General features: G+C 74.1%; 1 protein-coding gene. It reads right to left on the reverse strand.

Going from position 1 to position 1,847, the window contains the following annotated elements:
• Positions 1-1,795: SpoIIE family protein phosphatase (locus tag ABZ646_RS46070; protein ID WP_360533624.1), on the reverse strand; the 1,795-nt coding region annotated here is incomplete at its 3' end.
• Positions 1,796-1,847 lie beyond the last annotated feature (52 nt).

The following is a 1,847-nucleotide window of genomic DNA, read 5'->3' on the forward strand; positions in this document are numbered from 1 at the left end:
TGATGGGCAGCCGAATGGCCAGCTCGGCCCAGATGGTCTTCCCGGACGAGGTGTACCGGGTGCCCCAGCGCTGCGACACCTGGGCGACCAGGAACAGACCCCGGCCGCCCTCCTCGTCCCGGCGCGCCCGGCGCAGATGCGGGGCCGTGTGCGCGTTGTCGGAGACCTCGCACAACAGGGAACGGTCCCTGATCAGCCGCAGCACGACGGGCCCGTCGGCGTACCGGATGCTGTTGGTGACCAGCTCGCTCACCACGAGTTCCGCGGTGAACGCCAGGTCGGACAGGCCCCAGCTGGCCAGCTGGCGTTCGGTGTCCGTGCGGGCCCGGGCCACCATCGCCGGGTCCGGGGGCAGCTCCAGGTCCGCCACCTGGCCGGCGTTCAGCCGCCGGGTCCGGAAGAGCAGCAGCGTGGCGTCGTCCGCCTGCGGCCCCGGCGGCAGCGACGCCATCACCCGGTCGCACAGCTCCTCCAGGGGACAGCGCTGCCAGGTGAGCACATGGGCGAGCCGGTCGATCCCGCTGTCGATGTCGGTGCGCCGGTCCTCCACGACCCCGTCGGTGAACAACGCCACCACGCTGCCGTTGGACAGGCTCAGCTCGACGTTCTCGTAGGGCAGGCTGCCCAGGCCCAGAGGCGGCCCGGGGGCCAGCGCGGACAGGGCCACCGAGCCGTTCGCGTCCGCCACGACCGGCGGCGGGTGGCCCGCGCTCGCCCACACGCACCGGCCGCCGACCGGGTCGTAGATCGCGTACAGACAGGTCACCCCCAGCGCCTCGTCGCTCAGCCCGTCGTCTTCGTGGGGCTCCGAGTCCAGGGCGACCAGACCGTCCAGCCGGGTGAGCAGCTCGGCCGGGTCCAGGTCCAGCAGGGCCAGCGTCCGTACGGTGGCGCGCAGCCGGCCCATGGTCGCCGCCGCGTGCACCCCGTGGCCCACCACGTCCCCCACGGTCAGCCCCACCCGGGCCCCGGACAGCGGGATCAGGTCGAACCAGTCACCGCCCACACCCACCCGGCTGTCGGCGGGCAGATAGCGGTACGCCACGTCGACCGCGCTCTGCTCGGGCAGCCGCTGCGGCAGCAGGCTGCGCTGCAGCACCAGGGCCGCCGCGTGCTGGCTGGTGTAGCGGCGGGCGTTGTCGATGCCGACGGCCGCCCGCTCGGCCAGCTCCACCGCGAGGGTCTGCTCCTCGGGCCCGAAGGGGTCGGGGTTGCTGCTGCGCCGGAAGGTGGCGAGGCCGAGGACGGCGTCCCGGGCGAGCAGCGGGACGAAGAGGCTGGTCCGCCGGGCGGCGGACCCGTCCCCCGCCGGGCCGGCGTCCAGGACGGGGCGGCTGGTGGCCAGGCTCTGGGCCTGCGGTGACGTGGGCGGATAGGAGACGGGGCTGGTCCGGAACTCCTCCGGGGTCCGGCCGTGCATCCGCAGCAGACTGTGCCCCGGCGCGGAACCCGTCGGCGGCTGCCGTCCCTCGATGACCGCGGGCGGCAGATCCACCAGCACCTCGTCGGCGAGCTGCGGCACCGCCACGTCCGCCAGCTCCGCCGCCGTACGGCGCACGTCGAGGGAGGCACCGATCCGCTTGCCCGCCCGGACGAGCAGCGACAGCCGCTCCTGGGCGCGATAGCGGTCGGTGATGTCCAGGGACTCCTCGAACAGCCCGAGCGGTTCGCCCCGGGCGTCCACCAGCCGGTGGTACGAGCAGGACCAGACGTGCTCACGGACCGGGTCGGCGGGGGCGCGCCCGCGGTAGTGCATGCCGAGGATCGGTTCCCCCGTCGTCAGCACGTGCTCCATCACCTGGTCCTCGTCCGGAGGGTGGTGGCGGGAGATGAACTCGCCACCGACA

Source organism: Streptomyces sp. NPDC007162 (genome assembly GCF_040634175.1).
Lineage (GTDB): Bacteria > Actinomycetota > Actinomycetes > Streptomycetales > Streptomycetaceae > Streptomyces.